Annotated in this window: 11 protein-coding genes; 1 reads left to right on the top strand and 10 read right to left on the bottom strand. The window is 67.7% G+C overall.

From position 1 onward, the window contains the following. Positions 1-16: 16 nt before the first annotated feature. From EJP69_RS03660 to EJP69_RS29405, 7 genes are all read right to left on the bottom strand, one after another. A complete protein-coding gene (locus EJP69_RS03660; RefSeq protein ID WP_093195346.1) occupies positions 17-1,165 on the bottom strand; it encodes a PilT/PilU family type 4a pilus ATPase in 1,149 nt (382 codons plus the stop codon). Positions 1,166-1,246: 81 nt separating this feature from the next. After that, a complete protein-coding gene (gene dapD, locus EJP69_RS03655; RefSeq protein ID WP_093302865.1) occupies positions 1,247-2,080 on the bottom strand; it encodes a 2,3,4,5-tetrahydropyridine-2,6-dicarboxylate N-succinyltransferase in 834 nt (277 codons plus the stop codon). Between the two features lie 43 nt (positions 2,081-2,123). Beyond that, on the bottom strand, positions 2,124-3,344 hold the full coding sequence (gene dapC / locus EJP69_RS03650) for a succinyldiaminopimelate transaminase (protein WP_093195344.1): 1,221 nt from the start codon (positions 3,342-3,344) through the stop codon (positions 2,124-2,126). An 88-nt stretch (positions 3,345-3,432) separates the two neighbouring features. After that, positions 3,433-4,071: a LysE family translocator gene (locus EJP69_RS03645; RefSeq protein ID WP_093195343.1), complete on the bottom strand. Its 639-nt coding sequence runs from the start codon at positions 4,069-4,071 to the stop codon at positions 3,433-3,435. A gap of 45 nt (positions 4,072-4,116) precedes the next feature. Beyond that, positions 4,117-5,463, bottom strand: a complete 1,347-nt coding sequence (gene argA / locus EJP69_RS03640) for an amino-acid N-acetyltransferase (RefSeq protein ID WP_093195342.1) — start codon at positions 5,461-5,463, stop codon at positions 4,117-4,119. A gap of 59 nt (positions 5,464-5,522) precedes the next feature. Beyond that, positions 5,523-7,514: an AAA family ATPase gene (locus EJP69_RS03635; protein WP_126468754.1), complete on the bottom strand. Its 1,992-nt coding sequence runs from the start codon at positions 7,512-7,514 to the stop codon at positions 5,523-5,525. A 299-nt stretch (positions 7,515-7,813) separates the two neighbouring features. Continuing rightward, positions 7,814-8,011 (bottom strand): hypothetical protein, encoded by a 198-nt coding sequence (locus EJP69_RS29405; protein WP_170217017.1) that lies wholly within the window; start codon positions 8,009-8,011, stop codon positions 7,814-7,816. On the opposite strand from EJP69_RS29405, the gene hrpA reads away from it, so the two are divergent. Then, positions 8,001-11,789, top strand: a complete 3,789-nt coding sequence (hrpA, locus tag EJP69_RS03630) for an ATP-dependent RNA helicase HrpA (protein WP_240652023.1) — start codon at positions 8,001-8,003, stop codon at positions 11,787-11,789. The two genes, EJP69_RS29405 and hrpA, sit on opposite strands and share 11 nt — an antisense overlap. Positions 11,790-11,869: 80 nt before the next feature. Here the strand turns inward: hrpA and EJP69_RS03625 are convergent, their stop codons facing one another. The 3 genes from EJP69_RS03625 to EJP69_RS03615 all read right to left on the bottom strand — a co-directional run bounded on the left by EJP69_RS03625 (position 11,870) and on the right by EJP69_RS03615 (position 12,959). Further along, positions 11,870-12,028 (bottom strand): DUF3309 family protein, encoded by a 159-nt coding sequence (locus tag EJP69_RS03625; protein WP_093195340.1) that lies wholly within the window; start codon positions 12,026-12,028, stop codon positions 11,870-11,872. Between the two features lie 98 nt (positions 12,029-12,126). Beyond that, positions 12,127-12,579 (bottom strand): DUF3592 domain-containing protein, encoded by a 453-nt coding sequence (locus EJP69_RS03620; protein ID WP_126468752.1) that lies wholly within the window; start codon positions 12,577-12,579, stop codon positions 12,127-12,129. Further along, entirely contained in the window at positions 12,576-12,959 is a 384-nt protein-coding gene (locus EJP69_RS03615) for a rard protein (protein WP_240652022.1), read from the bottom strand. The genes EJP69_RS03620 and EJP69_RS03615 overlap by 4 nt, the downstream gene beginning before the upstream one ends. Positions 12,960-12,989 lie beyond the last annotated feature (30 nt).

Below are 12,989 nucleotides of genomic sequence, written 5' to 3'. Positions count from 1 at the left end.
CGGGAAAAGGCTGGGTTCAGAACTTCACGTCTAGCGTGATGTCGGTGAAAGTGGGTTCGTCGACCTGGTCGGTGAGATTGCGGTCGTCGACCTGCTGCTTGGGCGCCGCGCGGTTCTGCAGGCGCCACATGAGGTTGGTGGGGGAGTCGGCCTGCGACAGGCCCTCTTCGCGCGTCACGCGCTCCTCGACGATGAGGCGGGCGATGTCTTCCTCGAAGGTCTGCGAGCCTTCGGCCATCGACTTCTCCATGGCCTCCTTCACGCCGGAGAAGTCGCCCTTCTCGATCAGCTCGGCCACCAGAGCGGTGTTGAGCATGACTTCCAGCGCCGGCACGCGCCCGCCCACCGGCGTGCGCAGCAGGCGCTGCGACACGATGGCGCGCAGCGCGCCGCCCAGGTCGCCCAGCAGCGTGGGGCGCACCTCGACGGGGTAGAAGCTCAGGATGCGGTTCAGCGCGCGGTAGCTGTTGTTGGCGTGCAGCGTGGCCACGCACAGGTGGCCCGACTGCGCATAGGCGATGGCGGCGGACATGGTGTCGCGGTCGCGGATTTCGCCGATCTGGATCACGTCGGGTGCCTGGCGCAGCGCGTTCTTCAGCGCCGTCTGCAGCGAGGTGGTGTCGCTGCCCACGTCGCGCTGGTTCACCACCGACTTCTTGTTGGTGTAGGTGAACTCGATCGGCTCCTCGACCGTGAGGATGTGGCCGCTGGCGTGCTCGTTGCGGTAGTCGAGCATCGAGGCCAGCGTGGTGGTCTTGCCAGCGCCGGTGGCGCCGACCATGAGGATCAGCCCGCGTCGCTCCATGATGAGCGTCTTCAGGATGTCCGGGAGGTTCAGCTCGTCGAAGCTGGGAATCGTGGAGGCGATGTGCCGCACCACCACCGCATAGGTGCCGCGCTGGCGCATGGCGCTCACGCGGTAGTTGCCGGCGTCCTCGATGTGGACGGCCATGTTCAGTTCGCCCGTGCTCTCCAGTTCCTGGATGCGCGCGGCGGGCACCACCTCGGACAGCAGCGCCAGGGGCGCCGTGGGCGGCAGCACCTGCGCGTTGACGGGCAGGCAGATGCCGTTGATGCGGATCAGCACCGGAGAGTGGGCAGAGAGATAGATGTCGGATGCCTTGCGCTCGGCCATCAGACGAAGAAGCCGTTCCATCATGTTCATCGGTCTCTCTCCTCGGGTGCTGTTGTTTTCTCTGGGACTCTGAAGAAAACCGGCCCCGGAAGAGGGGCCGGCGGGGAGTTATCAGTCGCGCAGGAGGTCGTTCAGGCTGGTCTTCGAGCGGGTCTGCGCGTCGACCGTCTTCACGATGATCGCGGCGTAGGTGCTGTAGTCCTGGCCCGACTTGGTCTTCTTGGGCAGGTTGCCGCTGATGACCACGCTGCCGGTCGGCACGCGGCCGTACGAGATCTCGCCGGTGTCGCGGTTGAAGATCGGGGTGCTCTGGCCGATGTACACGCCCATGCCGAGCACGGAGTTCTCTTCGACGATCACGCCTTCGACCACTTCGGAGCGCGCGCCGATGAAGCAGTTGTCCTCGATGATGGTCGGGTTGGCCTGCAGGGGCTCCAGCACGCCGCCGAGGCCCACGCCGCCCGACAGGTGCACGTTGGCACCGACCTGCGCGCACGAACCCACGGTGGCCCAGGTGTCGACCATGGAGCCTTCGCCCACATAGGCGCCGATGTTCACGTACGAGGGCATCAGGATCGCGCCCTTGGCGATGAAGCTGCCGCGGCGGGCCACGGCCGGCGGCACGATGCGCACGCCCGAGTCCTTCAGTTCGTTGGCCGACAGGTGCGAGAACTTGGTCGGCACCTTGTCGTAGAAGCCGAGCGAGCCGGCCTGGATCTGCTCGTTGTCCTTCAGGCGGAACGACAGCAGCACGGCCTTCTTGATCCACTGGTGCACGGTCCACTTGCCCACGCCTTCGCGGGTGGCCACGCGCAGCTTGCCGTTGTTGAGTTCGGTGATGACGTGCTCGACGGCGTCGCGCACTTCGGCCGACGAGGCGGCGACCGAGATGTTGGCGCGGTCTTCCCACGCGGCGTCGATGATTTGTTGCAGTTGCTGGGTCATGGAGAGTCTCGGGTGAAAAATGGGAGCAGGAAAGCGAAGCGGATCAGCGGCGGGCGTCCTTGCAGAAGCGGACGATGCGCTCTGCGGCCTCCACGCATTCGGCCGTTTCGGCCACAAGCGCCATGCGGATGCGGCCACGGCCGGGATTCGTGCTGTGCGCGCCGTACGTCGTCTCGCGCGCCAGATAGCTCCCCGGCAAAACCGTCACATTGTATTGAGCGTAGAGCTCCCGGGCGAAGGCTTCGTCGTCGCCAGCCCACACTTCGGGCACGCCGGCCCAGAGGTAGAAGCTGGCGTCGGGCAGCCGCACGTCGAGCACCGGCTCCAGCAGCGGCGTGACGGCCGCGAACTTGGCGCGGTACTGGGCGCGGTTGTCGACCACGTGCGACTCGTCGCCCCAGGCCGCGATGCTGGCCGCGGCCACGGCGCCGCTCATGGCGCTGCCGTGGTAGGTGCGGTAGAGCAGGAATTTCTTGATGATGGCCGCGTCGCCCGCCACGAAGCCGCTGCGCAGGCCGGGCACGTTGCTGCGCTTGGACAGCGAGGTCAGCGCGATCAGGTTGCGGAAGTCGGGCCGGCCGAGCTTGACCGAGGCCTCGAGGCCGCTGAGCGGGGGCTCGTCGCGGAAGTAGATCTCGCTGTAGCACTCGTCTGCAGCGATCACGAAGCCATGGCGGTCGGAAAGCGCGAAGAGCTTCTTCCACTCGTCCAGCGCCATCACGGCGCCGGTCGGGTTGCCCGGCGAGCACACGAAAACCAGCTGCGTGCGGGCCCAGACCTCCTCGGGCACGCTGTCCCAGTCGACCGCGAAGTTGCGCGCGGGCACGCTGGGCACGTAGTACGGCTCGGCACCGGCGAGCAGGGCCGCGCCCTCGTAGATCTGATAGAACGGATTGGGGGACAGCACCACCGGCTGCGGCGAGGCGGTCGGGTCGACCACCGTCTGGGCCAGCGAGAACAGCGCCTCGCGGGAGCCGTTGACGGGCAGCACCTGCGTGGCCGGGTCGAGGGCGAGGCTGTAGCGGGTCTTGAGCCAGCCGGTGAAGGCGGTGCGCAACTTCAGGTCGCCGGCGGTGGCGGGGTAGGCGGCCAGGGCGCCGAGGCTGGCGCTCAGCGCGTCCTTGATGAAGCCCGGCGTGGCGTGCTTGGGTTCGCCGATGCCCAGGCTGATGGCCGGGAACTCGGGGCTGGGCGTGACGCCCGCGAACAGCTGCTTCAGCCGCTCGAAGGGGTAGGGTTGCAACCGGGAAAGCAGGGGATTCATGGCCGGGATTATCGGTGACAGGTCTTACCGCTCCCGGCGAAGCGGCTACTCGCGGAGGCCGGCTGCAGGGGGCTGGGGCGGGGCGCCGTCAGGTCGCGCTGCGGCGATAGAAAGCCAGCGAGCCGGCCAGCGCCAGCAGCATGCCGCCGCAGGCGCGGTCGATCCAGCGCGTGGCCGACACGGTCAGCAGCCGGATCGCCCGGGCGCCCACGAAGGCGTAGGCCAGCATCACGGCCATGTCTAGCGCCGCGAATATCAGGGCGATGACGATGTACTGCGGCGCCTGTGCGGCCGATGGGTCGATGAACTGCGGCAGCAGCGCCGAGCAGAAGATGTAGCCCTTGGGGTTGGTCACCGCCACCAGGAAGGACTTGAAGAAGATGCGCCGGCTCTCGCCCGCCGAGACCGAAGGCGCCGCGTCCGCCGCCGGCAGGTGGAAGCCGCCCTTGGAGCGCAGCATCCGCAGGCCCAGCCAGGCGAGGTACACCGCGCCGACCCACTTCAGCATCGAGAACCAGAATTCCGACGCCGCCAGCAGCGCTCCCAGGCCCAGGGCCACGGCGCCTACCAGCACGAAGTCGGACAGCACCGCGCCCAGCATGCCCGGCAGCGCTCGCCGCACGCCGTGCCGGGAGCCGTTGCTCAGTGCCAGCAGCACCGTGGGGCCGGGCGTGGCGATGGCGGCGAAAGCCACGATGGCGAAGAGCAGGGCGGTTGCGAGCGTCATCGGGGCAGTCTCCTTGTGTGTTCCTACGGGGGACGAGGGCTGGAATTAGATCTTCTTGACCAGCACCAGGCTCTTGCGGTCCCAGTTGTACTTGCGCTTGCGCGCCTCGGGCAGCCAGTCGGGGTTGACCTGCTGGAAGCCGCGCTTGAGGAACCAGTGCATGGTGCGCGTGGTGAGCACGAAGATGCTTTCCAGGCCCATGGCCTTGGCGCGGTGCTCGATGTGCTTGAGGATGCGCTCGCCGTCGCCCTGCGACTGCGATTGCGGCGACACCGTGAGCGCGGCCATCTCGGCGGTGCGCGCCTCGGGGTACGGGTAGAGCGCCGCGCAGCCGAAGATCACGCCGTCGTGCTCGACCACCGTGTACTGGTGGATGTCGCGCTCGATCTCGGTGCGGTCGCGCTTGACCAGCGTGCCGTCGCGCTCGAAGGGCTCGATCAGCTGCAGGATGCCGCCGATGTCGTCCACCGAGGCCTCGCGCAGGCTCTCGAGCTTCTCGTCGATCACCATCGTGCCGACGCCGTCGTGCACGTACACCTCCAGCAGCAGCGAGCCATCGAGGGCAAATGGCAGGATGTGGTTGCGCTCCACGCCGGCCTTGCAGGCCTTCACGCAGTGCTGCAGATAGAAGGCGGTGTCCGTCGGCTTCTGCGGCGGCGGCAGAGAGGCCAGCAGCTTCTCGGCGGCGTCCAGCGGCAGCTCGGTGTCGATCGGGTTGTCGTCGCTCTCGGGCAGCTCGCTGTCAATGCGGATACCCGGAATCTCGGTCAGGAAGATCAGCTTGTCGGCCTGCAGCGAGATGGCGACGCTGGTGGCGACTTCTTCCATCGTCAGGTTGAAGGCTTCGCCGGTGGGCGAGAAGCCGAAGGGCGACATCAGCACCATTGCGCCGAAATCCAGCGTGCGGCGGATGCCGGCCGCGTCCACCTTGCGCACCAGGCCCGAATGCTTGAAGTCCACCCCGTCGACCACGCCCACCGGGCGCGCGGTGATGAAGTTGCCCGAGATCACCCGGACCGTGGAGCCCGCCATCGGCGTGTTGGGCAGGCCCTGGCTGAAAGCGGCCTCGATCTCGTAGCGCAGCTGGCCGGCGGCTTCCTGGGCGGAGTCGAGCGCCACCTCGTCGGTGATGCGGATGCCGTGCGAATACTTCGCCTCGTGCCCCTTGGCCGCGAGCTGCTCGTTGACCTGCGGCCTGAAGCCATGCACCAGCACGATCTTCACGCCCATGCTCTGGATCAGCGCCAGGTCCTGCGCGATGTTCTGCAGCTTGCCCGCCGCGATCGCCTCGCCCGCGAGCCCGACCACGAAAGTCTTACCGCGGTGCGTATGGATGTAAGGCGCGACCGAGCGGAACCAGGGCACGAAGGTGAAATTGAAGACGGTGGACATGGGGCGTGATTGTGCATTCATGAAAAGCCATTTGCCTGACCCGGCCCGACCGGGCCGAATCAGGCGATCGCGCGCAGCACGCGGGCCGCGCTCGCCGGGATGGCGCCGCCACCGCCGCCGGGCGGCGAAGGCGGCGGCAGGCCGACACGATCGGCGCGGAAGCTCGCCAGCAGCGCCGCGTAGGCGTCCGTGGCCGCGCCGCCGGCACCGGACACCGGGTCCGGCAGCCCGAGCATCCCGGCCAGCTCCGATGGGGCGATCGAACCGTGGCGCAGCAGCGCGTCGACCACCGCCATCAGCGCCGGCGTATGGGCGTCCAGCAGCGCGAGCGCGCGGGCGTGCTCCTGCTCCAGCAGCGCCTCGATCTCGGGGGTGGTCGCGGCGATGTCGGTGTTGACGTTGTCGTTCGGGTCGTTCGCCACGTCGGTGCGGCTCAGGCGCGTGCCGAAGGCGAAGTGGCGCACGTACTGCGCGGCCTGGGCGGTCGCCTGCATGAAGTCCTGCGTGGCGCCCGTGGTGCAGGCCTGCTCGCCGAACACCAGCTGCTCGGCGGCGCGGCCCGCGAGGCTCACGCAGATGTGGTCGCGCAGGTTCTCCCTCGACCAGGCCTTGCGCTGCTCGTAGCTGTTGTAGCCGCCCTCGAACGAGGCCACGTTGATCTTGATCTCCTGCGGCGCGCGGGCGAAGAGCAGGCCGTACACCACGCCGTGACCGGCCTCGTGCACGGCGAGCAGGGCGCGGAAGTCCTCGCTCGAGCGCTGCTTGAGGCGGTTCAGCTCCAGCGTGACCGGAAACTGGCGGCGCGCCTTGCGGTACTTCGCGGTGATGGCCGACACGCCCGCGTCCAGCGTGAGCCACACGGGTTCGCTGCCGTTGGCGCCTTGCTCCAGCGCCCACAGCGCGGCGTTGACCAGCGTGGCGCTCAGGATTGCGTGGATCGACGAGAACAGCGGACGCGTGCCCTGCGCCGGAAACACGGCGTTGGCGTAGATCTGCTCGTACACGCTCGCGTCCAGCACGAAGCGCACGCCGGAGCTTTCCTGGATCTCGGCCACGTAGCGGTCGCAGATCGACAGGATCAGGCGCACGTAGGTCGCGCGGTTGAACGAGGGGTAGATCACGTGGTTGTTGCCCAGGCGGGCGATCTGCTCGGGGCGGAAGCGTTCGGCCAGCGCCTTCTTCACGTCGATGACCGAGAGCTTCTTCGTCAGCTCGTGGAAGATGTCGGCGTCGGTGTCGCAGTCCTCGACGCGCTGGGCCGTCTCGGCGTACATCTCGTCGAGGTTGCCCGAGACGAACACCAGCAGCTTGCTGTAGTCGGTTTCCCAGCTCTGCTGGGTGTCGCGGAAGGCGCGCAGGCGCGCGTGCACCTCGGCGGGCTTCCACGCCATGATCTGCAGCAGCGTCTCGGAGAGCTTCAGGCAGCGCTTCACCTCGCGCGCCTCCCAGGGCGACAGGTGCAGCTTGCGCTTCTTGTCTTCCTTTTTCTTTTCGGTGCCGTCGCGGTCCTGCGTGTACTCGGCGTACGCGAGCGAGGACTCGATCTCGCCGAGCATCGAGAGCGCGGGCGGCAGGCGGCCGTCGGACAGCAGCGCCCACACGTCCTGGTAGCGCTCGACCTTGGCGTCGCTGCCGTTGCCTTCCACCGTGCGGAAGCGCTGGAACTCGTCGAGCACCAGGATGCCGGGCATGCCTTCGGCAATGCCCGACTCGGCCAGCATGGCCGAGATGGAGCCGCCGCTGTGATAGCCCGAGCCATGGCTGAAGCCGTCCATCTGCACTTCGATGAAGCGGTCGTAGAAGCCCAGATGCTGCGCGAGCCTGCGCACCAGCTGCGTCTTGCCGGTGCCGGTGAGACCCCAGAGGCAGACGATGACGGGGCGGCTGATGAGCTGCGGCAGCACATACCAGGCGCGAAGCGAATCGATCACGCGATCGATGATGTCGTCGATGCCGAAGAGCTCGGTCTTCAGTGCTTCGGCGACGGTTTGCAGATGGCGAGTGCGCTCGGCGAGCTCGGCATGCAGTTGGGAGCGGATGTCTTTGGACATGATCTGGTTTTTCTTTTTCTTCGGCTCCTGGAGCCGTTCATACAGGTACACAGGTACGGAAAGGCGGCCGCTCCTTCGGCATGAAGGAGTCGGCTTTCGGGACGCTGTGGGTGTCGGTTGCGGCGCTTCTGTGTCCGAAGCGCGCGAACGTGCGCGAAGCTTCGGTCAGGCAGGACGAGGCAACTTGACCCGCCCGTGCGCACTGGGCGCACGGCTTGCGCAGCGACGGCGCAAGGTGATGGGGGCAAGGCGATAGGACATGGACGCGATCGTAGTGGCGGTTTGCAATTGAGTAAAGACTATTTACGGATCGTGTTGCAACGAAACCGCGCGATGTGGATGCCGTGCAACAGGCGCGGTGCGCGCCGATAATCGACGGTTTGCCCGCCGCGCCGGCCCGACGACTGTTTTGCCTTGACGACCACCACACCACTTCGCATCGAATTTCCCGAATCGCTTCCTGTATCGAGCAGGCGCGACGAGATCATGGCCGCCATCTCGGCGCACCAGGTCGTGATCGTCTGCGGAGAGACGGGCTCGGGCAAGACCACGCAACTGCCGAAGATCGCCCTCGCGCTGGGCCGCGGCAAGCTCAATGCCGAGCCGGGCAAGGGCCGGCTCATCGGCCACACGCAGCCGCGCCGCATCGCCGCGAGCTCGGTGGCCAAGCGCATCGCCGAAGAGCTGAAGACGCCGCTGGGCGACGTGGTCGGCTTCAAGGTGCGCTTCCAGGACCGCCTGTCGCGCGACGCCTCCGTCAAGCTGATGACCGACGGCATCCTGCTGGCCGAGACGCAGACCGATCCGCTGCTGAAGGCCTACGACACGCTCATCATCGACGAGGCCCACGAGCGCTCGCTGAACATCGACTTCCTGCTGGGCTACCTGCGCGAGATCCTGCCGCGCAGGCCTGACCTGAAAGTCATCGTCACCTCGGCCACCATCGACGCCGACCGCTTCGCGCAGCACTTCGCCTCGGCGAAAGGCCCGGCGCCCACCATCTTCGTCTCGGGCCGCACCTACCCGGTGGAGCAGCGTTACCGGCCCTTCGAGGAATCGCGCGAGCACGACCTGAACGACGCCATCGCCGACGCGGTCGACGAGCTCTGGCGCGATCCGCACAACGCGGGCGACATCCTCGTCTTCCTGCCCGGCGAGCGCGAGATCCGCGAGGCGGCCGACCATCTGCGCCGCCACCTGAGCCACCAGCCGCTGCTGCGCAGCGCCGAAGTGCTGCCGCTGTTCGCGCGGCTGTCGGGCCCCGAGCAGGACCGCATCTTCGACGGCCACACGGGCCGCCGCATCGTGCTCGCAACCAACGTGGCCGAGACCTCGCTCACGGTGCCGGGCATCCGCTACGTGATCGATACGGGCACGGCGCGCGTCAAGCGCTACAGCTTTCGCAGCAAGGTCGAGCAGCTGCTGGTCGAGCCGATCAGCCAGGCGGCCGCCAACCAGCGCGCGGGCCGCTGCGGCCGGGTGGCGAACGGCATCTGCATCCGGCTCTACGACGAGAAGGACTTCGAGGGCCGCCCGCGCTTCACCGACCCCGAGATCCTTCGCTCCTCGCTGGCGGGCGTGATCCTGCGCATGAAGTCGCTGCGCCTGGGCGACGTGGCGCGCTTCCCGTTCCTGGAGGCGCCGTCGCCGCGAGCGATTGCCGACGGCTACCAGCTGCTCAACGAACTGGGTGCGGTCGACGACGCCAACGAGCTCACGCACACCGGCGCCGAGCTGTCGAAGCTGCCGCTGGATCCGCGCGTGGGCCGAATGATTCTCGAAGCCCGCTCGCGCAGCGCGCTCGAAGAAGTGCTCATCATCGCCTCGGCCCTCAGCGTGCAGGACGTGCGCGACCGCCCGATGGACGCGCAGCAGCAGGCCGACCAGGCGCACTCGAAGTTCGACGACGAGAAGAGCGAGTTCAGCGGCTACCTGCGGCTGTGGAAGTGGATCGCCGACGCGCGCGGCGGCCATGGCGACACCCACAAGCTCAGCAACCGGCAGTACGAGCAGCTGCTGCGGCAGAACTTCATCAACATCCGCCGCGTGCGCGAATGGCGCGACATCCATTCGCAGCTGCTCACCGTGGTCACCGAGCACAAGTGGCGCATCAACGCCGAGCCGGCTGGCTACGAGGCGCTGCACATGTCGATGCTGTCGGGCCTGCTGGGCAACATCGGCTGGAAGCTGGAGGACGACGAGGCCTACCTCGGTGCCCGCGGCATCAAGTTCTACCGGCACCCCGGCGCGCATCTGAAGAAGAAGCCCGGGCGCTGGATCGTTGCGGCCGAGCTGGTCGAGACCACGCGGCTCTTCGGGCGCGGCATCGCCAACATCGAGCCGCAGTGGCTCGAACAGGTGGCGGGGCACCTGCTGAAGAAGCAGCTGCTCGATCCGCACTGGGAGAAGAAGGGCGCGCAGGTCTCGGCGCTGGAGCGCGCGACGCTCTACGGGCTCGTGGTGTACAGCGGCCGGCGCGTCGACTTCACGCGCGTAGACCCCGTTGCCGCGCGCGAGATCTTCATCCGCGAGGCGCTGGTCGGCGGCCAGTGGGAATGCCGGTTCCCGTTCCTTCAGGCCAACCGCAAGCTGGTGCGCGAGGTCGAGGGGCTGGAGCACAAGTCGCGCCGGCAGGACGTGCTGGTCGACGACGAGCTGATCTTCGCCTTCTACGACGCACAGCTGCCCGCCGACGTGGCCAGCGGCACCAGCTTCGAGAACTGGTACCGCCAGGCGTCGAAGGAGCAGCCGCGCCTGCTGTTCCTGACGCGCGACGAGCTCATGCGCCACCAGGCGGCGGGTATCACCACGCAGTCGTTTCCGCCGACGCTGCGGCTCGGCGGCGTCGATTGCGCTGCGAGCTACCTGCACGAGCCCGGCGACGCGAAGGACGGCCTCACCGTCAGCGTGCCGCTCTTCGTGCTCAACCAGGTGAGCGAGGAGCGCTGCGAGTGGCTGGTGACGGGCATGCTCAAGGACAAGATCCAGGCGCTGCTCAAGAGCCTGCCGCAGCGCCCGCGTTCGCGGCTGGTGCCGCTGCCCGAGTCGGCCTCGAAGCTGGCGGAAGAGCTGTCCGTGCCCGAACTGTTCGGCACCGGCTCGCTGACCGACGTGCTGCTCAAGCGCGTGCGCGACATGACCAGCATCGACGTCAAGCGCGCCGACTTCAAGCTCGACATGCTGGCGCCGCACCTGTTCATGAATCTGCGCGTGATCGACGAGCATGGCCGGCAGCTGGGCATGGGGCGCAACCTCGGTGCGCTGAAGGCCGAGCTGGGTGCGCAGGCTCGAGGGGCCTTCCAGGCGCTGGCGGGGCTGAACGTCAAGGCGTCGCCGGAGAAGAAGGCAGCCGGCGCTGCGCCGGATGACCGCCCGAAGCAGTCCTCGAAGGCGGCGGATGCACCCGCACCCGCCGCGCTGCCGGCCGGCCAGCGCTACACGGCCTGGACCTTCGGCGAGCTGCCCGAGTTGATGGAAGTGCGTCGCGGATCGCAGTCGCTGATCGGTTTCCCGGCACTGCGCGACGAAGGCGACGCCGTGACCATCGAGGTGTTCGACGAGCCCGCCGTGGCCGCCGCGAAGCATCGGGCCGGGCTGCGCCGCCTGTTCGCGCTGCAGCTCAAGGACGCGCTCAAGTATCTCGAGAAGAATATCCCCGACCTGCAGAAGATGTCGGTGGCCTACATGCCGCTGGGTACCTCGGAGGAGCTGCGCGCCCAGATCATCGACGTGGCGATCGACCGGGCCTTCCTGCAGGAGCCGCTGCCGACCGACGAGTTCGCGTTCAAGCGTCGGCTGGAGGAGGGCCGTGGCCGCCTCACGCTGATCGCCAACGAGGTGGCGCGGCTCGCGTCGGCCATCCTCGTCGAGTACGCCGCGGCCGCGCGCAAGATCAAGGACACCAAGATCCAGCCCGACGCCGTGCAGGATGCCGCGCAGCAGCTTCAGCGCCTCGTCGGCAAGCGCTTCATCGCCGAGGCGCCGTGGACGCAGCTGCAGCATTTCGCGCGGTATCTGAAGGCGATCGTGCTGCGGCTCGACAAGCTGCGCGCGGACCCGGCGCGCGACGCCGGCAAGTTGGCCGAGCTGAAGCCGCAGGACCAGCGCTACTGGCGGCTGGTGGCCGAGCGCAAGGGCGTGGTGGACGAACGCATGCTCGAATTCCGCTGGCTGCTGGAGGAGTTGCGCGTGAGCTTCTTCGCGCAGGAGTTGCGCACGCCGCAGCCTGTGAGCGTGAAGCGGCTCGACAAGGCCTGGACGCAGCTGCAGGCCTGACGACGGGTTTGCCGGACGAAGAAAAGCCCGCTCGCGCGGGCTTTTCCTTTTTCGTGTTCGGGGCGCGATGGCCGCAAGGCCTATATGCGCCCCATGAGCACGAGGATCACCACGATCAGCACGACCAGGCCAAGGCCGCCACTGGGCCCGTAGCCCCACGCGCGGCTGTAGCCCCAGCTTGGCAATGCGCCGATCAGCAGCAGGATCAGGACGATCAGCAGAATGAACGAGAGCGACATGTTTGTCTCCTGGGCGTTGTTGTGATGAGCTTTCATGCTCGCCCTGTCGTGTCGCGTGGGAGGCCGGAGGGTAGCCCCTCCGGTGGTCAGGCAACGTCCTACCGTGGGCGTCGGCGCTTTGCCGGTGCGCTCGCAGGCACGAACAGCAGCCCCGCCGTCACCAGCAGGAAAACAAGGCCCAGGCCGCCCGTGATGGTCGCGCCGCCCCACAGCGAGAAGAAGCCGTCGAGACGGGCGTCCTGCGGGTTCTCCGGGTCGAAGAAGACGTTCACCGTCTCGCCCACTTCGTAGGAAGGCGGGCTGCTGCTGCTCGAGGGCACGAACTCGATGATCTCGCCCGACGGCGCCTTGAAGCGCACCAGCGGCTTCCAGGTGCCCGATTCGTTGCGCTTCGAGCTTTCCACGTAGAGCAGCCGCATCACCTCACCCTGCGTGCGGCTTGCTGATGCGATGAAGGAAGTCGTGTTGTGGTGCAGCAGCCAGGCGACGCCGCACAACACCACGGCCACTGCACCGAAAACGAGCCTCAGGATCGTGACCGGATTCTTCATTCGGGCAGGGGCTTCCCGAACAGTGCGGCGGTGGCGATGGCGCAGAGGCCGGACAGCACGGTGCACACGACCAGGAAGCCGATCGCGCCAAGGGTCGCGACGAACGCCCTGGCGATGGGCCGGGTACGGAAGAAATAGAGGGGCACCCCCAGCGGCGGGAACAGGCCGGCCAGCAGCGCCGAGCGTCCTGGCGGCAGCACGCCGCGCTCCAGGCCGTCTGCCCGGCACCACGTGTAGCAGAGGGCTCCGATGAGCAGGCTGTGGACCACGTCGATCACCGAGTACGGCTTGCCGGCCATCGACGGCACGATGGGCGAGAGCATGCCCGCCACGACGAACGAGAGCGCCAGTGCAAGAAGCACCCGGCGCGGCCTGTTCATCGTGATGGCCATCCGGTTGCCGAGCGTGCG

Origin of the sequence: Variovorax gossypii (genome assembly GCF_003965815.1) — a bacterium.
GTDB classification, from domain to species: domain Bacteria; phylum Pseudomonadota; class Gammaproteobacteria; order Burkholderiales; family Burkholderiaceae_C; genus Variovorax; species Variovorax gossypii.
This window is presented reverse-complemented; position numbering and strand designations above follow the sequence as displayed.